Consider the following 24,045-nt stretch of genomic DNA (forward strand, 5'->3'; position numbering starts at 1 on the left):
TGACGAAGCATGAAGAAGATCATTAAGAGAATATGAAGAACAACTTGTGTGGATTTTTACTGATTGATTGATCGAAATATTATCATTGATTGATTGGTTTAAATTACTCGAAGTTTATTTGAGAGAATTTGTCAGAAATTGATGAGCCAGAATTGTGACCTTAAGTCACTAATGATTTTAACTGAAGAGTTTGATCATGGCTCAGATTGAACGCTGGCGGCAGGCTTAACACATGCAAGTCGAGCGGGGGAAGTTGCTTCGGTAATTGACCTAGCGGCGGACGGGTGAGTAATACTTAGGAATCTGCCTATTAATGGGGGACAACATCTCGAAAGGGATGCTAATACCGCATACGCCCTACGGGGGAAAGCAGGGGATCACTTGTGACCTTGCGTTAATAGATGAGCCTAAGTCGGATTAGCTAGTTGGTGGGGTAAAGGCCTACCAAGGCGACGATCTGTAGCGGGTCTGAGAGGATGATCCGCCACACTGGGACTGAGACACGGCCCAGACTCCTACGGGAGGCAGCAGTGGGGAATATTGGACAATGGGGGGAACCCTGATCCAGCCATGCCGCGTGTGTGAAGAAGGCCTTATGGTTGTAAAGCACTTTAAGCGAGGAGGAGGCTCTTTTGGTTAATACCCAAGATGAGTGGACGTTACTCGCAGAATAAGCACCGGCTAACTCTGTGCCAGCAGCCGCGGTAATACAGAGGGTGCGAGCGTTAATCGGATTTACTGGGCGTAAAGCGTGCGTAGGCGGCTTTTTAAGTCGGATGTGAAATCCCCGAGCTTAACTTGGGAATTGCATTCGATACTGGGAAGCTAGAGTATGGGAGAGGATGGTAGAATTCCAGGTGTAGCGGTGAAATGCGTAGAGATCTGGAGGAATACCGATGGCGAAGGCAGCCATCTGGCCTAATACTGACGCTGAGGTACGAAAGCATGGGGAGCAAACAGGATTAGATACCCTGGTAGTCCATGCCGTAAACGATGTCTACTAGCCGTTGGGGTCTTTGAGACTTTAGTGGCGCAGCTAACGCGATAAGTAGACCGCCTGGGGAGTACGGTCGCAAGACTAAAACTCAAATGAATTGACGGGGGCCCGCACAAGCGGTGGAGCATGTGGTTTAATTCGATGCAACGCGAAGAACCTTACCTGGTCTTGACATAGTAAGAACTTTCCAGAGATGGATTGGTGCCTTCGGGAACTTACATACAGGTGCTGCATGGCTGTCGTCAGCTCGTGTCGTGAGATGTTGGGTTAAGTCCCGCAACGAGCGCAACCCTTTTCCTTACTTGCCAGCATTTCGGATGGGAACTTTAAGGATACTGCCAGTGACAAACTGGAGGAAGGCGGGGACGACGTCAAGTCATCATGGCCCTTACGACCAGGGCTACACACGTGCTACAATGGTCGGTACAAAGGGTTGCTACCTAGCGATAGGATGCTAATCTCAAAAAGCCGATCGTAGTCCGGATTGGAGTCTGCAACTCGACTCCATGAAGTCGGAATCGCTAGTAATCGCGGATCAGAATGCCGCGGTGAATACGTTCCCGGGCCTTGTACACACCGCCCGTCACACCATGGGAGTTTGTTGCACCAGAAGTAGGTAGTCTAACCGTAAGGAGGACGCTTACCACGGTGTGGCCGATGACTGGGGTGAAGTCGTAACAAGGTAGCCGTAGGGGAACCTGCGGCTGGATCACCTCCTTAACGAAAGATTGACGATTGGTAAGAATCCACAACAAGTTGTTCTTCATTGATGTATCTGAGGGTCTGTAGCTCAGTTGGTTAGAGCACACGCTTGATAAGCGTGGGGTCACAAGTTCAAGTCTTGTCAGACCCACCAAGTCTACTGAACACAGAAGAGCAGATATATTAAGATCTTAAGCTGGGGACTTAGCTTAGTTGGTAGAGCGCCTGCTTTGCACGCAGGAGGTCAGGAGTTCGACTCTCCTAGTCTCCACCACTACTACGCAGTTACCTGATAAAAAAAGATTGATTATAGAAATTAATGAACTGAAGTTTATAGAGTTTATTAACTTCTGTGATTTATCACAGTGAACTACTTGCTGACGAGGCGGTAGAGAATCATTAACAGAATATATTTGAGTTGAAATAATTGTTTAACTCGTTTTATGAAGCTTAACAAGCAATTGTTAATGTGGAGTGAAATGAGAACTAGCGATAAAACTGAATCAAGCGTTTTGGTATATGAATTAAATTGAAGCTGTACAGTGATTAAGTTCACAAGCAACAAATAGAAGTGGTTAAATCCACATTGTTGATCCTCCTTGTAGGGATTAACGACTGTTTGGGGTTGTATAGTCAAGTAATTAAGTGCATGTGGTGGATGCCTTGGCAGTCAGAGGCGAAGAAAGACGTAATAGCCTGCGATAAGCTTCGGGGAGGCGGCAAATATCCTGTGATCCGGAGATTTCTGAATGGGGAAACCCACTTACCATAAGGTAGGTATCGCATGATGAATACATAGTCATGCGAGGCGAACGAGGGGAAGTGAAACATCTCAGTACCCTTAGGAAAAGAAATCAATTGAGATTCCCTCAGTAGCGGCGAGCGAACGGGGATCAGCCCATTAAGTTATATGTGTATTAGCGGAAAGCTCTGGGAAGTGCTACCGTAGAGGGTGATAGTCCCGTACACGAAAGTGCACATATAATGATGACGAGTAGGGCGAGGCACGTGAAACCTTGTCTGAATATGGGGGGACCATCCTCCAAGGCTAAATACTCCTGACTGACCGATAGTGAACCAGTACCGTGAGGGAAAGGCGAAAAGAACCCCTGTGAGGGGAGTGAAATAGATCCTGAAACCGCATGCATACAAGCAGTGGGAGCCAACTTGTTTGGTGACTGCGTACCTTTTGTATAATGGGTCAGCGACTTATATTCAGTAGCAAGGTTAACCGTATAGGGGAGCCGTAGAGAAATCGAGTCTTAATAGGGCGTTTAGTTGCTGGGTATAGACCCGAAACCGGGTGATCTATCCATGAGCAGGTTGAAGGTTGGGTAACACTAACTGGAGGACCGAACCCACTGTCGTTGAAAAGCCAGGGGATGACTTGTGGATAGGGGTGAAAGGCTAATCAAACTCGGTGATAGCTGGTTCTCCCCGAAAGCTATTTAGGTAGCGCCTCGGACGAATACCATAGGGGGTAGAGCACTGTTTCGGCTAGGGGGTCATCCCGACTTACCAAACCGATGCAAACTCCGAATACCTATGAGTACTATCCGGGAGACAGACTGCGGGTGCTAACGTCCGTAGTCAAGAGGAAAACAATCCAGACCGCCAGCTAAGGCCCCAAAATTATAGTTAAGTGGGAAACGATGTGGGAAGGCATAGACAGCTAGGAGGTTGGCTTAGAAGCAGCCACCCTTTAAAGAAAGCGTAATAGCTCACTAGTCGAGTCGGCCTGCGCGGAAGATGTAACGGGGCTAAAACTATATGCCGAAGCTGCGGATGTATACATTGTATACGTGGTAGGGGAGCGTTCTGTAAGCCGATGAAGGTGTGTTGAGAAGCATGCTGGAGGTATCAGAAGTGCGAATGCTGACGTGAGTAACGACAAAACGGGTGAAAAACCCGTTCGCTGAAAGACCAAGGGTTCCAGTCCAACGTTAATCGGGGCTGGGTGAGTCGACCCCTAAGGCGAGGCCGAGAGGCGTAGTCGATGGGAAATTGGTTAATATTCCAATACTTCTGTGTAATGCGATGAGAGGACGGAGAAAGTTAAGTCAGCCTGGCGTTGGTTGTCCAGGTGAAAGGTTGTAGGCATGCATCTTAGGCAAATCCGGGGTGCTCTATGCTGAGAACTGATAGCAAGCGAGTTTACTCGTGAAGTGGCTGATACTATGCTTCCAGGAAAAGTCTCTAAGCTTCAGTTACACAGGAATCGTACCCGAAACCGACACAGGTGGTCAGGTCGAGTAGACCAAAGCGCTTGAGAGAACTCTGCTGAAGGAACTAGGCAAAATGGTACCGTAACTTCGGGAGAAGGTACGCTGCTGACGGTGATAGGACTTGCTCCTTGAGCTATTGGCAGCCACAGAAACCAGGCCCCTGCAACTGTTTATTAAAAACATAGCACTCTGCAAACACGAAAGTGGACGTATAGGGTGTGATGCCTGCCCGGTGCTGGAAGGTTAATTGATGGGGTTAGCGTAAGCGAAGCTCTTGATCGAAGCCCCAGTAAACGGCGGCCGTAACTATAACGGTCCTAAGGTAGCGAAATTCCTTGTCGGGTAAGTTCCGACCTGCACGAATGGCATAATGATGGGGGCGCTGTCTCCAGCAGAGGCTCAGTGAAATCGAAATCGCCGTGAAGATGCGGTGTACCCGCGGCTAGACGGAAAGACCCCGTGAACCTTTACTGCAGCTTGACATTGAACTTTGATCTTACTTGTGTAGGATAGGTGGGAGGCTTAGAAGTAGCGACGCCAGTTGCTATGGAGCCATCCTTGAAATACCACCCTGGTAATATTGAGGTTCTAACTCTGTCCCGTTATCCGGGACGAGGACCATGTCTGGTGGGTAGTTTGACTGGGGCGGTCTCCTCCTAAAGAGTAACGGAGGAGTACGAAGGTGCGCTCAGCGTGGTCGGAAATCACGCGTAGAGTATAAAGGCAAAAGCGCGCTTAACTGCGAGACCCACAAGTCGAGCAGGTACGAAAGTAGGTCTTAGTGATCCGGTGGTTCTGTATGGAAGGGCCATCGCTCAACGGATAAAAGGTACTCTGGGGATAACAGGCTGATACCGCCCAAGAGTTCATATCGACGGCGGTGTTTGGCACCTCGATGTCGGCTCATCTCATCCTGGGGCTGAAGCAGGTCCCAAGGGTATGGCTGTTCGCCATTTAAAGAGGTACGCGAGCTGGGTTTAGAACGTCGTGAGACAGTTCGGTCCCTATCTACCGTGGGCGTTGGAAATTTGAGAGGATCTGCTCCTAGTACGAGAGGACCAGAGTGGACGAACCTCTGGTGTACCGGTTGTGACGCCAGTCGCATCGCCGGGTAGCTATGTTCGGAAGGGATAACCGCTGAAAGCATCTAAGCGGGAAGCCTACCTCAAGATAAGATTTCCCTAGGACTTTATGTCCTCTAAAGAGCCGTTGAAGACTACGACGTTGATAGGTTGGATGTGGAAGTGCGGTGACGCATGAAGCTGACCAATACTAATTGCTCGTGAGGCTTGACTATACAACACCCAAGCAGTTGTATATGAAGCATCATTTGATTCATAAAAGATCAAAGATACTTGATTTAGTTGTAAAGCTAGTTACAATAACCAACTCAAATGTTCTTCTGTTAAACTCATTTGGAACAAAGTAAGGCATACCCATAAGACCCGAAAAAGTCCATAACAGTTTGCTGGCGACAATAGCAAGAGTGAACCACCTGATCCCTTCCCGAACTCAGAAGTGAAACCTCTTAGCGCTGATGGTAGTGTGGGGTTACCCATGTGAGAGTAAGTCATCGCCAGCTTTTAATTCTTAAAACACCCTCAACTAAAATGTTGTGGGTGTTTTTTTATGCGTAAATCAAAGAAAATAATGTTGATAATCAGTTTAATACAAGAATAGAGTAAGGATGTTGAAATGGAAAAAGAAATATATATACTTTTAGGCGCTACGATTACTGCTTTGTTTGGTTATATCGTTGCGCGTTATACTAGTGGAATTCAATTAAAAATAGCACAAAAAAATTCCGAGAAAGATATTCAGCTTCAATTGGATCGTTTAGCCAATGAGCGATTAAAGGATGAAGTTTCTTTAGAACGGGAAAAATTGGAGATATTGCATAAAATTCTCTCAATCATTTCTTTTGAAAATTCACAAACCATGAGCTATATCAAATTACCAGAGACTGAACTTACAGATTTCCGTAAAAGATATATTGAAAACTGTAATCGTCTTCATGATGCACATGCAATAACAGATTTATATTATCCCGAAATGTCTGATTCAATAAGAAAAATATTTGGTCAAGCAAACTGTTTTTGGGGGTATCAGGAAAGTGTTATGCAAATTGACATTAAAGCAAATAACCAAGGATGGCACGAAAATCTATCAAAAGTTTTAGAAGCTGGTAAGGAGATTAATCAACATGTACAAAATCTACAATATAGGATTGCTGAAAGAGGTAGAGAGCTTAACAAAGCTCTAAAACTAGTCAACTTTTAAAAGTATTGATTCAATGTTAATGATAAGAAATATTGAGTTATTACTAATAGCCACTTATCCCAATCATTTCTCAAAGGGAGTGGGAGCATCAAGAATATGATGAAGATTCAATCTCGTTTTTTTATTTATAGAAGATTTTAATAAATAATTGAATACAAAAAGAAAACCCCATCATCCTGATGGGGTTTTCTTCGTATTGGTGTGTTAGATCTGACTCCTGTCGAATCTCACGTTCCTGATGCTCAGACACTTGGTTATTGTTGTTTTGTCTGGGAAACTTCCTGTTCCCGATAACGATAGAATAGGTGAATTTAAAGCAGCCGTATATTCGCTAAGTTCGGCAGAAGTTGTAGGTAAATGCTTACATTGAACGGATTAGAAAATTGCTGTTAACAATTTAAATAAGCATTTACTCGTGGATATTATGCAAAATTCCATGCTGAATGAAAGCATTGGCTAGATAAAAAGTAATGCTTAACTAGGTATTTAGTTTCAATCCAACAAGCTCATGACATCATCTTCAGACAATTTCACTTCATTTTCATGATCAATACTCAATACAGATTTGGCAAGATCAGCTTTATTTTTCTGTAAGGCTAAAATCTTTTCTTCGATACTTTGGTTGGTAATCAGTTTATAAACAAAGACAGGTTTGTCTTGACCGATTCGCCATGCACGATCTGAAGCTTGATCTTCAGCAGCAGGGTTCCACCATGGATCAAAGTGAATTACAGTGTCCGCAGCAGTTAGGTTTAGTCCAACGCCACCCGCTTTTAAACTGATCAGGAAAACAGGAATTTCTCCTGATTGGAATGCAGTAATCACTTCATCACGTTTTTTGGTTTGTCCTGTCAATTTTACATTTCGAATATTTAATGCTTTTAAATGTTCTTCAATGAGTTGAAGCATGGTTGTGAATTGAGAAAAAATTAAAATCTTGCGTCCTTCTTCAACCATGCCTTGGACCATTTCTAATAAATGATCCAACTTAGCAGATTCGACATTTTGATTTTTAATTTGATCAAGCTGTAAAAGGCTAGGATGGCAACATACTTGTCGAAGTTTGAGTAAGGCACTCAAGATCTGGATTTGACTACGATGAAAACCTTTGGCTGCAATGAGTTCTCGGATATTCTTTTGCATTGTTGCACGAACAGCCTCGTAGAGTTTAGATTGCTGTTCATTCATGTCAATATTGACTTCAATTGTGGTCTTTTCTGGAAGTTCTTTGGCAACTTCTGTTTTTAAGCGGCGCAACATAAATGGTTTAATACGTGAAACAAGCTTAACTTTTGTTGGAATATCAGCATGCTTTTCAATAGGATTTCGATATTTTTTATTAAATAATTCTTGGCTATAAAGAAAACCAGGCATAAGGAAATGGAATAAAGACCATAATTCACCTAAGTGGTTTTCCATCGGTGTTCCAGTCAAACACAGACGATGTTTAGCCTTAATTTGACGAACTACTTGAGATGCTTTAGCCCGTGGATTTTTGATGTTTTGTGCTTCATCCAGAATCAGTAAATGGTACTGGTGTGGCAATAAAAATTCTTCATCACGACCAATTAATGGGTAGGTACTTAGTACCACATCCGCATTGTTAATATCTTGAAAATATTCCAAGCGATCTTGACCTTGAAGGACTAAAACCTTTAATTCAGGGGTGAATTTTTCAGCTTCTTTACGCCAGTTATGCATTAAAGATGTGGGTGCAATAATCAAGGCTGGGCGTTGTTTCAATCGCCCTGCTTGTTTTTCTATCAGTATATGCGCAAGTGTTTGAGCTGTTTTACCTAAGCCCATGTCATCGGCGAGGATACCGCCATGTTCAGTTTCACGTAAAAACTGTAACCATGCTAAACCTTGCTGTTGATAAGGACGTAATTCTCCTTGAAAGCCTTCAGGTGTCGCAATTTGATGTTGATAACTACTTTGCAACTTCTCAGCAAATATTTGTAACCGTTCGCTACTTTGCCACGGCATGCCCAAATGATGTTGTAAATCCAAAAATTGTGCAGCATCGTATTGGTCTAATGAGGCAGACTCTGGATGGCGTAAAATTTCTTTCAGATAAATCAAAATAGGTTTGATGTCCTGAACCTTTAACGCCAATTGAGACTGAGCTTCTCTTAAATGAACAATGAGAAAACTTTCATCCTTCATTTGTGCAATATAATCATCTTCTAAGAGATGAGGATTATGTTGAATGGCGTAGCCCAATAAGTCGATTAAATTATAAGTTTGCCCATGTACATCTTGAATGGTTGCGCCAACATTAAACCAATCTTGCTTTTTTTCAGATTCGGTTAAAGATAACTGCAAATTTTGTGTGGCGCGTAAGTTGAATTGGCTATCGGCAGTGTGCTCAACTTTCCAACCGAGAAGTTCAATTTTATTTTCAGGAATCAGTTGATCAATCCATGCAGTAGGATCTGCACAAATAATTGATTTTTCAGTAATGTTATCAAACGCAGGTCTCTTGCTTTTCGGTATTTTGGTGATCCATTGTAGGGATGGAATAGCGTCCATTAAGGTCGCAATATATTGTTTTTCTATGACAAGATCACGTTGTTGTCGTACCGTTTTTTGTTGGACGTTACTGACAAAACATTCATCTGGAAAACCAGCTTTGATTCTTCCAGCTTGGTATTCAAATTCGATTTCTGCAAAAGCATAGTGGTGCATATGACCTAAGCGATCATATTGTGGATGCGTACCAAAACGTAAAATTGGCGTTGGTTTGCCAGTTAGGATATCTACATTTTGTGTAGATTGAGCTTGTGGAAAATCTTCAAAACATGAATAAGGTTGGATGGCTTGTTGAAATTCAGGCATAAGTTCAACAGGCATCTGAGGCATGTTCAGCAGTTCTTCAATCATTTCACTAGAATATGAAGATTCAAGCGCACCCACTTGGTTTTTGAACAAATCTAAATAGCTTAAAGGGTGAGAATGAATAATATAAATATGTTGTGCATGTTCACCGGTAATTTTTAATTGTTGATCATCAAAAAAATGTGCTTTTAATTTTTCAGTTTGTTGCTCAGGTTTAGATTGCCAATTAAATTCGATTTTATAGTTCTGTTCAGACCAAGTTAATGCTGGTCTTTGTACATCCAGTCCATAACAATCACCACTCAAAATTGCAGTTTTAAGATGTTCCTGATAAATACCCGAAATATCCCATGATGAAGGATAAAAATGGGCATTATTGAAATTTAACTTTGCAAAAAAATAGAGGTGACTAAAGATTTTCTTTTCTTCTGGACTGACTTTTAGGCGTTCATTAAGCACATTGTCATAACTGGTATACAGTGCTGTATCACGAATTTTTCCATCTTTATTATGGCGAGCTTTGTATACGCAAAGTTGCAGTTGAGCCGAATTATTTTTGGCCTGAAAAATATATACCAGTTGATGCGGTGTTTTTTTTGTGGCTGGCTGAATTTGAGCCAATTGTTGTTTAAATTGATTTAACCAAGCTTTTGCTGTGCCATGTGCAGTTTGATTGGCTGTTGCTGAAGTTTGCTCTGAATGGTTTAAATTTTGTCGACTCAGTGCATTCGACATTTCTTGATCATAAAAATAACGGGCTAATGCTGCCGCATGTTTACAATCATAGGCTACAGGACAACTACAGTCGGTATCGACGATCTGATTTTTTAACGGATTATAAATAACTGCCGTTTCATAATAGTCGGTCCCTTGAACTTGTGCCTCTATCACTAAATTGTCACGGTCAGGATAAATTTCTAGAGATTTAAGATCAATTTTTTTGACATAACTCAAGCTTCGTTGAATAGTTGCCGGGCTAAAACGAGATAAAAATTGATTCAGTGTCGCCATTATTTCTAGAGCTAAAAATTAAAATGAAATTATTAAGAGTGTAACGGATTTTTGAAATGGAAGCTGAAATTAATACATGAGTTTTCAGCAAAATTGACATGTTTTTAATTATAAATTGATCATTTCTGCAACTTTAAATGCTTTAAAATCTGTCAGTATAAGTTTTTAAAAATAATGCTGGGAAGCACATCAAGATGAAACATAACCCAATTTACTATACAGATCAGCATTTTGCCTTTGCAGACTCAGTTCGTAAGTTTGTTCAAAAGGAGTTAATGCCACATATCAATGAGTGGGAAGAAGCTGAAACATTTCCAAAAGAACTTTATCAAAAAGCAGCTGAAATTGGCTTGTTAGGCATAGGTTTTGATGAACGCTATGGTGGAATACCTGAAACTGATGCTTTTCATGTCCTTTTATCTTCCATTGAACTTGCTAAAACTGGTTCAGGCGGTTTGTGCGCTTCTTTATTGTCACATTCAATTGGCGCACCGCCGATCAATCATTTTGCTTCAGATGAAATTAAAGAGACAGTGCTGACGCAGATTTTAGCAGGTGAGAAAATCTCCGCTTTAGCCATCACTGAACCATCTGGTGGCTCAGATGTCGCGGCGTTGAAAACTAAAGCACTACGAGATGGTGATGATTATATCGTGAGTGGAGAAAAAACGTTTATTACTTCGGGCATTCGTGCAGATTACTATACGGTCGCTGTACGTACGGATGTAGATGCCAAAGGTCCAAATGGTATTTCAATGTTATTGATTGATGCGCATAGCAAAGGCATTAGCAAGTCAAAATTGGACAAAATGGGGTGGTGGGCTTCAGATACTGCGCATTTACATTTTGACCAAGTCCGTGTTCCAGCACATCATTTATTAGGTGCTGAAAACATGGGGTTTTTGGTAATTATGAATAACTTTAATATGGAACGATTTTTTCTTGCTGCCAGTAGTTATGGTTTTGCATTAACTTGCTATGAGGAGGCCTTGGAATGGGCACGAGAACGTAAAACCTTTGGCAAGCGTTTGTTAGACCATCAGGTGGTTCGTCATAAACTTGTGGATATGGCGACTCGTCTTACCACCACACTGGTTTTATTGGAAGATACAGCTTATCGTCTGGGAAAACCTGAAATGCAGGGTAATGAATTGATTGCTCAAATCTGTATGCTAAAAAATGTGGCAACGCAGACCATGCAATTTTGTGCAGACGCAGCTGTACAAACTTTGGGGGGGATGGGGTTTATGCGTGGAACGAAGTCTGAACGTATTTATCGTGATGTTAAAGTGAATATGATTGGTGGAGGCGCAGAAGAAATCATGAAAGATCTCGCCAGTCGTCAATTGGGCTATTAGAATTTGAGTAATTGGTTAAGATAGTATTGTATGGAAAATAAAGTGTCATAAAAATAATCAGGGAACAACAAGAGATGGATCATTTAAATAACCCGATTTACTACACCGCTGAACATCGTGCATTTGCTGACAGTGTGAAGAAGTTTGTGGAAAAAGAAATCAGCCCTTATGTCAATGAATGGGATGAGGAGGGAAGTTTTCCACGAGAACTTTATCAAAAAGCTGCATCCATAGGACTACTGGGTTTAGGGTTTGATGAAGATCATGGAGGAATACCAGATGCAGATGCATTTCATGTGTTCCTTGCAGCAGTTGAAACAGCTAAAGCGGGTTCAGGCGGGGTACATATCTCACTGATGATTCATACCATTGGAACGCCTCCGATCCATTATTTTGCACAGCCTCATATTCGTGACCAAGTGATGCCACAAATTATTGCAGGTGAGAAAATCTCCGCTTTAGCCATCACCGAACCATCTGGTGGCTCAGATGTCGCGGCGTTGAAAACTAAAGCACTACGAGATGGTGATGATTATATCGTGAGTGGGGAAAAAACGTTTATTACTTCGGGCATTCGTGCAGATTACTATACGGTCGCTGTACGTACGGATGTAGATGCCAAAGGTCCAAATGGTATTTCAATGTTATTGATTGATGCCCATAGCAAAGGCATTAGCAAGTCAAAATTGGACAAGATGGGGTGGTGGGCTTCAGATACTGCACATTTACATTTTGATCAAGTCCGTGTTCCAGCACATCATTTATTAGGTGCTGAAAATATGGGGTTTTTGGTGATTATGAATAACTTTAATATGGAGCGTTTTTTTCTTGCTGCAAGTAGTTATGGTTTTGCACTAACTTGCTATGAGGAGGCCTTGGAATGGGCACGAGAACGTAAAACCTTTGGCAAGCGTTTGTTAGATCATCAGGTGGTTCGTCATAAACTTGTGGATATGGCGACTCGTCTTACCACTACACTGGCTTTACTAGAAGATACAGCATATCGTCTGGGGAAACCTGAGATGCAGGGCAATGAATTGATTGCTCAAATCTGCATGCTAAAAAATGTGGCAACGCAGACCATGCAATTTTGTGCAGATGCAGCAGTACAAACTTTGGGTGGGATGGGATTTATGCGTGGAACGAAGTCTGAACGTATTTATCGCGATGTTAAAGTGAATATGATTGGCGGAGGCGCAGAAGAAATCATGAAAGATCTCGCCAGTCGTCAATTGGGTTATTAGAATTTGAGTAATTGGTTAAGATAGTATTGTATGGAAAATAAAGTGTCATAAAAATAATCAGGGAACAACAAGAGATGGATCATTTAAATAACCCGATTTACTACACCGCTGAACATCGTGCATTTGCTGATAGTGTGAAGAAGTTCGTGGAAAAAGAAATTAGCCCTTATGTCAATGAATGGGATGAGGCGGGAAGCTTTCCACGAGAACTTTATCAAAAAGCTGCATCCATAGGACTACTAGGTTTAGGGTTTGATGAAGATCATGGCGGAATACCATATGCAGATGCATTTCATGTGTTCCTTGCAGCAGTTGAAACAGCTAAAGCGGGTTCAGGCGGAGTACATATCTCACTGATGATTCATACCATAGGAACGCCTCCGATCCATTATTTTGCACAGCCTCATATTCGTGACCAAGTGATGCCACAAATTATTGCAGGCGAGAAAATTTCTGCGCTGGCAATCACTGAACCTACTGGTGGTTCAGATGTTGCTGCCTTACAAACTAAAGCGATACGAGACGGTGACTTTTACCTGCTCAGTGGAGAAAAAACCTTTATTACTTCAGGCATGCGAGCTGACTATTACACCGTTGCTGTAAGAACCAATCCAGAAATAAAAGGTGCCAATGGAATTTCGATGCTATTGGTGGATGCGCATAGTGAAGGTATTACCAAATCTCCGTTAAAGAAAATGGGGTGGTGGGCTTCAGATACTGCCCATTTGCATTTTGATCAGGTCAAAGTGCCTGTAGAAAATCTTCTAGGAGAAGAAAACGCAGGTTTTAAAGTGATTATGAAAAACTTTAATATGGAGCGTTTTTGGTTAGCTTCTATGGCATATGGTTATGCGTTGGTATGTTATGAAGAAGCTTTACAGTGGTCTAAAGATCGAAAAACTTTTGGTAAACGCTTGGTTGATCATCAAGTGGTACGTCATAAACTGGTGGATATGGCAACGCGTTTAACCTATACGCGTGCACTGTTGGAAGATACAGCTTATCGTATGGGTAAAGCTGAATTACAGGGAAGTGATTTAATCGCACAGATTTGTATGTCGAAGAATGTTGCAACACAATGCATGCAATTTTGTGCAGATGCCGCGGTACAGACGCTTGGTGGAATGGGCTTTATGCGTGGAACGAAGTCTGAGCGAATCTACCGTGAAGTGAAGGTTAATATGATTGGCGGTGGTGCAGAAGAAATCATGAAGGATTTGATCAGTAAGCAGTTGGGGTTTTGATTTTTTGCAAATTAAATGATCTATTTATGATGATATGCCAAAGGAGAATCTCTTTTATTTTGGGGTAATTTTTAAATGATTTCGAAGTTTAATTTTCCGTAAGTCGGGCGTTATTCTCCAACACAGCGTGTAAGCTGAATTTCCACATGCCCAATAACAAATCGTCGTTGCATGAATGTCGAGGTTATCTTCTAAAAGCTGAAGAATTGTGTTCCATTGCTGATCTGAATCTAGCGTTTTAGAAGACTCCTCAAACGATTGTAAAATCGTTTCCATCAGTGCAAATTTTTCGTCTTCATTGAGTTCATTTGAAAGATAAGCATCTATAAATTCATCAATACGATTTGGGTCAGCAACCTCATATTCCCAATCTTGCATAAAAGCATCATAGGGTAAATTAAAGCGTTGAGCCAATGCGTGAATTGCCGAAGCGGTAATGTATCGTTGAGAGTATGTTTTAAACATTATTTTTGTCAGTTTTATCATGAAAACAAAACTTATTTTATTTCGAATTTCAAAAAATAAGAAATTGACGCAGAGAAATCAACCAACATTTATTTCAAAGCCATACTTAAAACGGTTTCAGTCAATTCATCCATTGTCATTTTACCGTTGGGTTTATACCACGTGACTGTCCAAGCAATTGCACCCCCCAATAAGCGACGCCAAATAAAAGCATCATGTTGGACTTTATTGAGTTCACGTAGCTTTTCAATCACAGTCAGCCAAATATCTTCATAAGCATTGCGAAGTTTAAGCAACTCATCCTGTCTTGGTTTAGATAAAGCAAACCATTCATAAACCAGAACAGCCATCGCTGAACCTGTATCGCCGCTAATAGAGATCAGTTCAGCTTTAATTAAGTGTTTCAATTGTTGCTCAGGATCATCTGATATTTTAATCGCATCCAACAGACGAGCATGATTATAAATAATGGTCTGTTGCATCACATGGGCAAGAATATCATCCTTACTTTTAAAATGATGAAACAAGCTACCTGATTGAATTCCAATAAAATTGGCTAACTCACGCACAGTTGTTTTGGCATAACCTTGTTTGTGAAAAAGGTAAGCAGCACCCAGCAATAAACGACCTCTAGGGCTGTCATCAAAACAGGCAATCGGTTGAATATCATTGATTGAATTAGCGATCATCGGATCATTTTTTTCCATAAAGTTAAGCCATTTTTTTATTGTTTGAAATGCGTTTTAACACATTTGCCAATTCAGGATAACATTTTGCACTTTACAAACCAAGCGCTTGCTTGGTAAATTGATGCATAAATTTTATTCAGAACAATCAAAACAAGATAGGTGTGAAAATGGACGATCAGCGTATTGTGAAAATTGGATGTGCCTCAGGTTTCTGGGGCGATACCAATACTGCCGCATTTCAACTGGTACATATGTCTGACATTGATTACCTTGTGTTTGATTACCTTTCTGAAATCACCATGTCAATCATGGCAAAAGCGATGATGGTCAATCCTGAGCATGGCTATGCTTTAGACTTTGTTAGTCGCGTGATGACACCATTACTTAAAAAAATCAGCGATAAAAATATTAAAGTGATCAGCAATGCAGGTGGTGTGAATCCTTTGGCTTGTCGTGATGCTTTGCAAAAAGTGATTGATGCTCAAGGCTTAAATTTAAAAATTGCTGTGGTATTGGGAGATGACTTACTCGCTCAACAGACCACTTTAAAAGCACAAAATATTCAAGAAATGTTTAGTGGAGAAAACTTACCCGATCAGCTTGCAAGTTGTAATGCCTATCTCGGTGCAATTCCAATTTGCGATGTTCTTGATCAAGGCGTAGATATTGTGATTACAGGACGGGTGGTGGACTCTGCTGTCGTACTTGCACCCTTATTGCATGAATATCAATGGTCTTTTGATGATTATGACAAACTTGCCCAAGGTGCTTTGGCTGGTCATATCATTGAGTGTGGTGCGCAATGCACAGGGGGGAATTTCACCGATTGGCGTTTGGTCCAAGGTTTTGACAATATGGGATTTCCGATTGTTGAAGTTAAATCCGATGCCTCATTCATTGTAACTAAACCCAAAGGTACAGGGGGACTGGTTTCGACTGCGACAGTTGCTGAACAAATTGTTTATGAAATCGGTAATCCTCAAGCCTATTTACTACCCGATGTCACTGCGGATTTTAGCCAAGTAAAATTACAACAACTCGAACAGGATCGGGTTTTGGTTATTGGTGCAAAAGGTCGAGCGCCCACTCAGCAATATAAGGTCAGTGCAACTTACCCAGATGGATATCGGGTGTTGGTAAGCTTTTTGATCGCAGGGCGTGAAGCACCAGAAAAAGCTCAGGTGATTGCAGATGCGATCCTTAATAAATGCGAACGTGTTTTAGCTTTACGTTCAGTGCCGCCATTTTCTGAAAAGTCTGTTGAGATATTGGGCACTGAAAGTACTTATGGGGGCAATGCAAAACCTATTCAAAGCCGTGAAGTCGTGGTCAAAATTGCAGTAAAACATATGTTTAAAGAAGCATGTCTGTTTTTTGCTTCGGAAATTGCACAAGCATCTACAGGAATGGCACCTGCACTGGCAGGCATCGTTGGCGGTCGCCCTAAAGCCTCACCCGTGATAAAACTCTTTTCATTCTTAGTGGACAAATCAACACTCAATATAGAAATAGATATTGCTGGACAGCGCCATAAAGTTGAAATTCCATCAGGTTCAAATGAACAGACCTATGATGTATTGCCTGTTGGAGACATTGCCCAATTCTCAGGTCAGGAAATAACGGTTCCTTTGGTTGAAATCGCTCATGCGCGTAGTGGAGACAAGGGTAACCATAGCAATATTGGGGTGATTGCACGTCAAGCTGAATATTTGCCTTGGATTCGTGCCAACTTGACTGAAGAAAATGTCAAAGCATATATGCAGCATGTGTTAGACCCACAAAAATCTCAAGTCATTCGTTATGAAATCCCCGGATTGAATGCGCTGAATTTTATGCTGGAAAATGCACTGGGTGGCGGTGGAATTGCCAGTTTACGTATTGATCCGCAAGGCAAAGCTTTTGCACAACAACTGTTGGATATGCCTGTCAAAATTCCTAAACATTTAAAGCCCGTATAAGTTTCTGGCAAGGTGGAATTCTTTGCCTTGATCAAGCAGAGGCTAAGGAAATAAGCAATCTAAAAGAAAACAAATTGGAAATAAAACAATGCATTATCACTCAATATTTAGATCGGATGCTTTTCAAGATAAAGTCATTATTGTGACAGGTGGTGGCTCTGGTATTGGTCGCTGTACTGCGCATGAGTTGGCATCTTTAGGTGCTCAAGTTGTTATTACTGGGCGGAAAATTGAAAAGCTCAATAAAGTAAGTCAAGAAATCATTGAAGATGGTGGGAAAGTACATCAGATCGTTTGCGATAACCGTGAAGAACAACAAGTCAAAGACATGATTGCTGAAGTGATTGAAAAATTTGGCAAACTTGATGGTCTGGTGAATAACGCAGGTGGGCAATTCCCTTCAAACTTAGAAGGTATTTCAGCCAATGGATTTGATGCCGTGGTACGCAATAACTTGCATGCCACTTTCTACTTAATGAAAGAAGCATATAACCAGTGGATGGCAAAACATGGTGGCAGTATTGTCAATATGGCAGCCGATATGTGGGGAGGCATGCCAGGGATGGGACACTCAGGTGCAGCCCGTTCTGGTGTGGATAATTTGACCAAAACAGCGGCTGTAGAATGGGGACGTTCAGGTGTTCGGGTGAACTGTGTCGCACCAGGATGGATTATCTCATCGGGAATGGATAATTATTCAGGTGATTTTGCCAAATTTATCATTCCAAGCTTGGCAGGTAATGTGCCACTCAAACGTATGGGAACAGAGTCCGAAATTTCTTCAGCAATCTGTTATTTGCTCTCAGAAGCGGCAGGTTTTATTTCTGGAGTTACACTCCGTATCGATGGAGCAGCTTCTTTAGGGACGCGTATGTATCCATTGGCGGATGCTGTGAATAGCGAATCATTCAATGGCTTCCATCGTGCTTTTATTCCAGATGTACTCAAAGAACAATTAGGCAATTCATCAAATAACTCAACAATAGGAGAAAATACATGACTGTTCTCCAATCCGAAATTGCAGTCGGCAGTGAGCAATTTGAACAGAATAAACAAGCATTATTGAATCAAATTGCTGAAGTGCGTGCAGTTCAAAATAAGAACATTGAAAAGTCTTATGCTGCCAAAGCTAAATTTGATAAAAAAGGCAAAATTTTACCACATGAGCGTGTTCGTCTAGCCTTAGATGCGGATTCCCCTTTTGTTGAGTTGTGTGGTTTAGTCGGCTACGGCATGCATGATGATAAAGATGGATCTGATGCAGGAGGGGGCATTATTTCAGGGATTGGATTTGTCAGTGGTGTTCGCTGTCTGATTTCTGCAAGTAATAGTGCGATCAAAGGTGGGACGATGTCTCCGATGGGAGTTCAAAAAACCTTACGCCTACAAGCGATTGCTTTCGAACAAAAATTACCGATGCTGACCCTGACCGAAAGTGGCGGTGCAAATCTCAACTACGCGGCTGAAGTATTTACCTATGGTGGAATGACCTTTGCCAATCAAGCCAGACTTTCTGCGGCAGGTCTACCCCAAGTTTCTGTAGTACATGGTAATGCAACAGCGGGTGGGGCATATCAACCGGGCTTATCTGATTATGTGATTGCTGTGCGCAAACAAACCGAGATGTTGCTTGCAGGTCCTCCTTTGCTTTTGGCCGCTACAGGTGAGGTTGCAACTGCTGAAGAACTCGGTGGTGCGGAAATGCATGCACAGGTTGCTGGAACGGCTGAATTCTTGGCTGAAAATGACGCTGATGGAATTCGTATTGCACGTGATGTATTTGAACATCTCAATTGGAAAGAGCAAACGCAAAAACTCAATTTAAATTATCAAGAGCCACGTTACCCTGCTGAGGAATTGCTCGGCATTATTCCTGCAAATCCCAAACAACCTTTTGATATGAAGGAAGTGATTGCACGGATTGTCGATGATTCTGATTTCTTCGAAGTGAAGCAAGAATATGATGCATTGACCGTGTGCGGTTGGGCAAAAATTGGTGGATTACACATTGGTATTATTACCAATAATGGACCGATTACTCCTCAAGGGGCAACCAAAGCCGCTCAATTCATTCATCTCTGCGAGCAAACCAAGCGTCCTTTACTGTTTTTACATAACACCACAGGTTTTATGGTTGGAACAGATGCAGAACAAAACGGCATCATCAAACATGGTTCGAAGTTGATCCAAGCAGTAGCAAATACGACGGTCCCAAAAATCTCAATTGTTGTTGCGGGGTCATATGGCGCAGGAAATTACGCCATGTGTGGTCGTCCACTGTCACCACAATTTATCTTTGCATGGCCCAACTCACATGTGGCAGTCATGGGTTCTGCTCAAGCAGGTAAGGTGCTACGGATTGTGGCTGAAGGTAAACAGAAAGCTTCAGGCATGGAGCCGAATGAACAGATGTTAGACTTTTTGGAACAAAGTACAGCCGCAAAATTAGAACAACAGTCTACCGCCTTATTCAATACCGCAATGCTTCATGATGATGGAATTATTGATCCAAGAGACACACGCAAAGTATTGATTTTTTTGCTTGAAACTATTTACGAAGCTGAACATCGAAAATTGAATCCAATACGATTTGGAGTGTCAAGGCTTTAAAAATTCCCCATTGTGGAACTCAACATATCTCACCTTTAAAAAGGAAGAATGTCCCACCTGATCAAAGAAAGGTTGGAGAAATTAGATTAAGGAAAAACAATGAAATTTACACCAGAACATGAAGCATTACGCCGTACCACACGCCAGTTTGTTGAGACCGAACTCAATCCATATATTCCGACATGGGAGGTCGAAGGGCGTTTTCCAATTCATGATGTTTTTAAAAAGCTGTCTGACTTAGGGTTATTGGGAATTTGTAAACCTGAAGAAAATGGAGGGTTGGGCTTAGATTATTCATATAACCTTGTGGTGGCTGAAGAACTTGGGCGTGCAGCTTGTGGTGGCGTACCTTTGGCGATAGGTGTGCAAACAGATATGGCAACCCCTGCTTTGGCACGTTTTGGAAGCAAAGAATTACGAGATGAATTTTTAACTCCTGCAATCGCAGGTGATTATGTTGCCTCTATAGCAGTATCAGAAGTTCATGCGGGTTCAGATGTTGCGGCAATTAAAACCACTGCTAGAAAAGACGGTGATGATTATGTCATCAATGGCAGTAAAATGTGGATTACGAACTCATTACAAGCAGATTTCTTTTGCTTACTTGCCAACACCTCTGATGACAAACCGCATGTCAACAAATCAATGATTATTGTTCCTGCAAAATCCGCAGGCATCTCATTCTCAGAACCTTTAAATAAGCTAGGCATGCGCTCAACCACCACCGCAGAAGTCTATTTTGACAATGTTCGTGTACCACAGCGTTACTTGGTGGGTGCTGAAGGCATGGGCTTTATGATGCAGATGATGCAATTTCAAGAAGAGCGTATGTGGGCGGCTGCCAATGCCATTGGTGGTTTAGAGAATGTCATTCAGCAAACCATTCAATACACCAAAGAACGTAGCACATTTGGACAACCTTTGATCAACAACCAATATGTACACTTTCGTTTTGCAGAGTTAATGACAGAAGTCGAGGCTTTACGTGCTTTAACCTATCGTGCATGTGAAATTCATATTGATGGTGGTAATGCGACTGAAATAGCGTCTATGGCAAAACTCAAAGCAGGGCGTTTAACCCGTGAAGTGGCTGACAGTTGTTTACAGTTTTGGGGTGGCAATGGCTTCATGTGGGATAACCCTGCTTCTCAACTGTATCGAGATGGGCGTTTAGGCTCAATTGGTGGAGGCGCTGATGAAATCATGCTCGGTATTATTTGTAAACTGATGGATATTTTACCGTCTAAGCGTAAATAAATAGGGAGAATATCGATATGACACTTTCAGCATCTCTAGTAGCGCAGGTATTTGATTCAAGTATAGAACTTGAGCAAGAGGGCAGTATTTTAACTTTATGGCTTAATCGATCTGACAGTCGTAATGCGATGAGTTTGAATATGGTCAAAGCGATTCAACAAGTATTCCAAGTCATCGAACAAGATTTATCAATTCGTGCGGTCATTTTACGTGGTAAAGGTGGGTATTTTTGTGCAGGTGGTGACATTAAAGATATGGCACAACTGCGTGGCGAGGCAATGAATCTAGGCTCTCATCAACCCTATGTCGATTTTAATCGTCAATTTGGACATATGATTCAACAAGTTGATCAAGCTCCACAAACCGTAGTTGCTGTATTAGAAGGCGCAGTGTTGGGTGGTGGTTTTGGTTTGGCTTGCGTTTCAGATATTGCAATCAGCCTTGCGGATGCCAAATTTGGTTTACCTGAAACTGGTTTAGGGGTGATTCCTGCGCAGATCGCACCTTTTGTAGTCAAGCGAATTGGCTTAACACAAGCACGTCGTTTGGCGCTGTTGGGATCACGTTTTGAAGGTCATACCGCCTTGAAAGTTGGTGTGGTACATGAAGTCGTCGAGAATGAAAAAGCATTGGAAGTGTTATTGGTTGAAACTATTCAGCAAATTAAACGGACTGCGCCACAAGCCTCTCGTATGACCAAAGCATTATTGCATCGAACCTTAAATGAGCCTTTAACGGCACTTTTGGATGATGCTGCACAGCAATTTGCGCAGGCTGTCGGTGGAGAGGAAGGCATGGAAGGGACTATGGCATTTATACAAAAACGAGAACCGAATTGGTTTGATAGATAGCCAAGACATTAGGATAGATTTTAAGTGGGCGACTTATCATTAGGGGCTGTTGACATTTCATAAATGGCTTGCGTTGTAGGTTAAAATTGAGCAGGCAAGGCATGAAACGAAGAGAATAACGAGTTTATTTTCAAGTTTCATAACATAGTCTGAGATAATTTTAGCCACAACCCTTCGGGACTAGTGTGTTTTTTGCCGATTCGTTGTTACGAACTACTTATTTAGAATGACTAAATTTCGTATTTCGTGCCTAGAATCGCCTAAAAAACACACGTAGTCGCAAACATAGACGAATTGTCAACAGACCCTAACATACAGATAATCAACGCAATAGAATATAAAAAACAGGAAAAACGAGAATGGCATTTTCAAAAATATTGGTGGCGAATCGTGGTGAAATTGCTGTTCGCGTAATGAAAACAGCAAAAGCAATGGGCTATCAAACAGTCGCTGTGTATTCAGATGCAGATCGTCATGCACGGCATGTACAGCTTGCAGATGAAGCTGTCTATATCGGTGCGTCAAAGGTTTCAGCATCCTATCTTTCTATAGATAATATTATCGAAGCATGTCAAAAAACAGGAGCAGATGCCGTACATCCCGGTTATGGTTTTCTTTCTGAAAATACTGACTTTGCCGCAGCGTGTGCTGAAAATAAGATTACTTTTATCGGACCGCCTGCTTCCGCGATTGAATTGATGGGAAGTAAACGACTTTCAAAGATTGCCATGATTCAGGCAGGTGTGCCTTGTGTGCCTGGCTATGGAGGTGATCAGCAAGATATAGACTACTTAGAACAACAAGCCAATCAAATTGGCTATCCATTGATGGTCAAAGCATCCGCAGGGGGCGGTGGGAGAGGCATGCGTCTGGTTCAACAATCAGCCGATATTGTCGAAGCCTTAAAAACAGCACGTTCTGAAGCTGAAAATGCATTTGGTTCAGGTGAGCTCATTCTTGAAAAAGCGGTGATTGCCCCTCGTCATGTTGAAATTCAGGTTTTTGGCGATACACATGGCAATTATGTCTATCTGTTTGAACGTGATTGTTCGATTCAACGCCGTCATCAAAAGGTGGTTGAGGAAGCACCTTGTCCAGTCATGACTGAAAGCTTACGCCAACAAATGGGGGAGGCTGCTGTAGCCGCAGCAAAATCTTGTAATTATGTCGGCGCGGGAACAGTCGAATTTTTATTGGATCAATCGGGTGAATTTTACTTCTTGGAAATGAATACACGTTTGCAAGTTGAGCATCCTGTAACTGAGTTGATTACTGGACTAGATCTCGTGGAATGGCAACTCCGTGTTGCCAATGGAGAAATCCTACCACTTCAGCAATCTGAGTTGAGCTTAACAGGACATGCAATCGAAGTTCGTTTATATGCAGAAGATCCTCGTCAGGATTTTTTACCTCAAACGGGGCGAATATACCGTTGGCAAGCTGCGGAGCTGCCTCATGTACGCATTGATCATGGTTTGCTTGAGCAGGATGAAATTAGTCCTTTTTATGATCCAATGGTGGCGAAAGTCATTGCCTATGGTAAAACCAGACAAGATGCTATTCGGCTATTGGCGCGTGCTGTAGATGACTGTGTTCTTTTGGGAGTAAACAGCAATAAACAGTTTTTGGTAAATTTGCTTAGACATCCGATCATTGTCAAAGGTGATACCAACACGGCGTTTATTCAAGAGCATTTTCAAACGGATCCAAGTCTACATCCGCAAACATTAGCTTTAGAGCATTTGGCTGTCGCAGCAGCACTATTCACCAATGCTTCCACTCAAAGCAGTTGGAATACAGGGATTGCTTTATCTTTACCGTTGAAATTGAAACATGACGATCAGCACATAGAGGTACTGGTAAAACGTGATCAAAACTTAGTGGGTGTTGAAATTTGTGGACAGACCTTTGACATCCACTTGATTGAGCAAAATGCACAACAACTGATTTATGAAACACATTCGGTACGTCGTTTAGTCGACTATGTCTTAGATGGAAATCGATTATATTTAGATGCCGTAAATGGCAATATTGCGGTTGAAAATGTTACTTATGCACCACCAGAAAGTACAGATATTGTTGGGGATGGTAAAATCCGTGCTCCAATGGATGGTGCAATCATCAATATTCTTGTCAATCCTGGAGATACTGTTTCTAAAGGGCAGACTTTATTGATTTTAGAAGCAATGAAAATACAACAGCAGATTAAATCTGATGTGGATGGTGTGGTTGAAGAGGTCGTGGGGCAGGTTGGGCAACAGGTGAAAAAACGACAGCTGGTTTTAAATATTCAGGCTTGAGCTGTTTTAGGTTGAA

General features: G+C 41.9%; 13 protein-coding genes, 2 tRNA genes and 3 rRNA genes. 15 read left to right on the forward strand and 3 right to left on the reverse strand.

The features are described from left to right. The first annotated feature begins 178 nt into the window (after positions 1 to 178). The 6 genes from TOL5_RS02790 (at position 179) to TOL5_RS02815 (ending at position 6,204) form a co-directional block, all read left to right on the forward strand. Positions 179 to 1,717: ribosomal RNA gene (locus TOL5_RS02790) — 16S ribosomal RNA — on the forward strand. 59 nt (positions 1,718 to 1,776) lie between these two features. Then, positions 1,777 to 1,853 (forward strand) — tRNA-Ile (locus TOL5_RS02795). 44 nt (positions 1,854 to 1,897) lie between these two features. After that, positions 1,898 to 1,973 (forward strand) — tRNA-Ala (locus tag TOL5_RS02800). Between the two features lie 357 nt (positions 1,974 to 2,330). Next, positions 2,331 to 5,221 (forward strand): 23S ribosomal RNA (locus tag TOL5_RS02805). Between the two features lie 170 nt (positions 5,222 to 5,391). Next, positions 5,392 to 5,506 (forward strand): 5S ribosomal RNA (gene rrf, locus TOL5_RS02810). Together the 16S, 23S and 5S rRNA genes with 2 tRNA genes alongside form the textbook arrangement of a ribosomal RNA operon. Positions 5,507 to 5,619: 113 nt before the next feature. Then, positions 5,620 to 6,204, forward strand: a complete 585-nt coding sequence (locus TOL5_RS02815) for a hypothetical protein (RefSeq protein WP_009586409.1) — start codon at positions 5,620 to 5,622, stop codon at positions 6,202 to 6,204. A gap of 492 nt (positions 6,205 to 6,696) precedes the next feature. Here TOL5_RS02815 and TOL5_RS02820 read toward each other — a convergent pair whose 3' ends face one another. Beyond that, positions 6,697 to 10,053 (reverse strand): DEAD/DEAH box helicase, encoded by a 3,357-nt coding sequence (locus tag TOL5_RS02820; protein WP_121773930.1) that lies wholly within the window; start codon positions 10,051 to 10,053, stop codon positions 6,697 to 6,699. 194 nt (positions 10,054 to 10,247) lie between these two features. On the opposite strand from TOL5_RS02820, the gene TOL5_RS02825 reads away from it, so the two are divergent. From TOL5_RS02825 to TOL5_RS02835, 3 genes are all read left to right on the forward strand, one after another. Then, the gene (locus TOL5_RS02825) at positions 10,248 to 11,411 is read left to right on the forward strand and encodes an acyl-CoA dehydrogenase family protein (RefSeq protein WP_009586411.1); all 1,164 of its coding nucleotides are present in this window, start codon (positions 10,248 to 10,250) and stop codon (positions 11,409 to 11,411) included. 74 nt (positions 11,412 to 11,485) lie between these two features. Further along, positions 11,486 to 12,655, forward strand: a complete 1,170-nt coding sequence (locus TOL5_RS02830; protein WP_046759554.1) for an acyl-CoA dehydrogenase family protein — start codon at positions 11,486 to 11,488, stop codon at positions 12,653 to 12,655. Between the two features lie 74 nt (positions 12,656 to 12,729). Next, complete coding sequence (locus TOL5_RS02835) at positions 12,730 to 13,899, forward strand: acyl-CoA dehydrogenase family protein (protein WP_046759553.1); 1,170 nt, start codon at positions 12,730 to 12,732, stop codon at positions 13,897 to 13,899. 54 nt (positions 13,900 to 13,953) lie between these two features. Here the strand turns inward: TOL5_RS02835 and TOL5_RS02840 are convergent, their stop codons facing one another. Together TOL5_RS02840 and TOL5_RS02845 are read right to left on the reverse strand one after the other, a co-directional pair. Next, positions 13,954 to 14,364, reverse strand: a complete 411-nt coding sequence (locus tag TOL5_RS02840) for a hypothetical protein (RefSeq protein ID WP_227543951.1) — start codon at positions 14,362 to 14,364, stop codon at positions 13,954 to 13,956. A gap of 89 nt (positions 14,365 to 14,453) precedes the next feature. Continuing rightward, positions 14,454 to 15,053: a TetR/AcrR family transcriptional regulator gene (locus TOL5_RS02845; RefSeq protein ID WP_010591459.1), complete on the reverse strand. Its 600-nt coding sequence runs from the start codon at positions 15,051 to 15,053 to the stop codon at positions 14,454 to 14,456. 167 nt (positions 15,054 to 15,220) lie between these two features. Here TOL5_RS02845 and TOL5_RS02850 point away from each other — a divergent pair, with 167 nt between their 5' ends. From TOL5_RS02850 to TOL5_RS02875, 6 genes are all read left to right on the forward strand, one after another. Next, positions 15,221 to 17,011: an acyclic terpene utilization AtuA family protein gene (locus TOL5_RS02850; RefSeq protein ID WP_046759551.1), complete on the forward strand. Its 1,791-nt coding sequence runs from the start codon at positions 15,221 to 15,223 to the stop codon at positions 17,009 to 17,011. Between the two features lie 88 nt (positions 17,012 to 17,099). Next, the gene (locus tag TOL5_RS02855) at positions 17,100 to 18,011 is read left to right on the forward strand and encodes an SDR family oxidoreductase (RefSeq protein WP_005031233.1); all 912 of its coding nucleotides are present in this window, start codon (positions 17,100 to 17,102) and stop codon (positions 18,009 to 18,011) included. After that, positions 18,008 to 19,621, forward strand: coding sequence for an acyl-CoA carboxylase subunit beta (locus TOL5_RS02860; protein WP_004830334.1), 1,614 nt, complete (start codon positions 18,008 to 18,010; stop codon positions 19,619 to 19,621). Before TOL5_RS02855 ends, TOL5_RS02860 begins: the two co-directional genes overlap by 4 nt. Positions 19,622 to 19,720: 99 nt before the next feature. Then, entirely contained in the window at positions 19,721 to 20,878 is a 1,158-nt protein-coding gene (locus TOL5_RS02865; RefSeq protein ID WP_004830333.1) for an acyl-CoA dehydrogenase family protein, read from the forward strand. Positions 20,879 to 20,895: 17 nt separating this feature from the next. Continuing rightward, entirely contained in the window at positions 20,896 to 21,729 is an 834-nt protein-coding gene (locus tag TOL5_RS02870; RefSeq protein WP_221260657.1) for an enoyl-CoA hydratase/isomerase family protein, read from the forward strand. A 359-nt stretch (positions 21,730 to 22,088) separates the two neighbouring features. Continuing rightward, a complete protein-coding gene (locus TOL5_RS02875) occupies positions 22,089 to 24,029 on the forward strand; it encodes an acetyl/propionyl/methylcrotonyl-CoA carboxylase subunit alpha (RefSeq protein WP_121773929.1) in 1,941 nt (646 codons plus the stop codon). Positions 24,030 to 24,045 lie beyond the last annotated feature (16 nt).

The sequence above is a fragment of the Acinetobacter sp. Tol 5 genome, assembly GCF_019702905.1.
Lineage (GTDB): Bacteria > Pseudomonadota > Gammaproteobacteria > Pseudomonadales > Moraxellaceae > Acinetobacter > Acinetobacter bereziniae.

Bases quoted from the DNA above. Each gene is read 5' to 3' on its own strand.
- TOL5_RS02875 (WP_121773929.1), top strand. From the start codon at position 22,089: ATGGCATTTTCAAAAATATTGGTGGCGAATCGTGGTGAAATTGCTGTT.
- TOL5_RS02865 (WP_004830333.1), top strand. From the start codon at position 19,721: ATGAAATTTACACCAGAACATGAAGCATTACGCCGTACCACACGCCAG.
- TOL5_RS02860 (WP_004830334.1), top strand. From the start codon at position 18,008: ATGACTGTTCTCCAATCCGAAATTGCAGTCGGCAGTGAGCAATTTGAA.
- TOL5_RS02855 (WP_005031233.1), top strand. From the start codon at position 17,100: ATGCATTATCACTCAATATTTAGATCGGATGCTTTTCAAGATAAAGTC.
- TOL5_RS02820 (WP_121773930.1), bottom strand. From the start codon at position 10,053: ATGGCGACACTGAATCAATTTTTATCTCGTTTTAGCCCGGCAACTATT.
- TOL5_RS02850 (WP_046759551.1), top strand. From the start codon at position 15,221: ATGGACGATCAGCGTATTGTGAAAATTGGATGTGCCTCAGGTTTCTGG.
- TOL5_RS02830 (WP_046759554.1), top strand. From the start codon at position 11,486: ATGGATCATTTAAATAACCCGATTTACTACACCGCTGAACATCGTGCA.
- TOL5_RS02825 (WP_009586411.1), top strand. From the start codon at position 10,248: ATGAAACATAACCCAATTTACTATACAGATCAGCATTTTGCCTTTGCA.
- TOL5_RS02845 (WP_010591459.1), bottom strand. From the start codon at position 15,053: ATGATCGCTAATTCAATCAATGATATTCAACCGATTGCCTGTTTTGAT.
- TOL5_RS02870 (WP_221260657.1), top strand. From the start codon at position 20,896: ATGACACTTTCAGCATCTCTAGTAGCGCAGGTATTTGATTCAAGTATA.
- TOL5_RS02835 (WP_046759553.1), top strand. From the start codon at position 12,730: ATGGATCATTTAAATAACCCGATTTACTACACCGCTGAACATCGTGCA.
- TOL5_RS02815 (WP_009586409.1), top strand. From the start codon at position 5,620: ATGGAAAAAGAAATATATATACTTTTAGGCGCTACGATTACTGCTTTG.
- TOL5_RS02840 (WP_227543951.1), bottom strand. From the start codon at position 14,364: ATGTTTAAAACATACTCTCAACGATACATTACCGCTTCGGCAATTCAC.